Source organism: Vibrio sp. R-1, from assembly GCF_035615595.1.
GTDB classification, from domain to species: Bacteria; Pseudomonadota; Gammaproteobacteria; order Enterobacterales; family Vibrionaceae; genus Vibrio; species Vibrio cholerae.
Window position 1 is genome coordinate 1 of the sequence record NZ_WPDC01000366.1, and the last position, 242, is coordinate 242.

Consider the following 242-nt stretch of genomic DNA (forward strand, 5'->3'; position numbering starts at 1 on the left):
TAACACAGAGGAGCTTGCTCCTTGGGTGACGAGCGGCGGACGGGTGAGTAATGCCTGGGGATCTGCCCGATAGAGGGGGATAACTACGGGAAACTGTAGCTAATACCGCATAATGTCTACGGACCAAAGTGGGGGCTCTTCGGACCTCATGCTATCGGATGAACCCAGGTGGGATTAGCTAGTTGGTGAGGTAATGGCTCACCAAGGCGACGATCTCTAACTGGTTTGAGAGAATGACCAGT

1 rRNA gene is annotated in these 242 nt (G+C 53.3%); it reads left to right on the forward strand.

What is annotated here, in order from left to right:
• Positions 1 to 242, forward strand: a 16S ribosomal RNA gene (locus tag GOU96_RS18530); the annotation flags it as partial.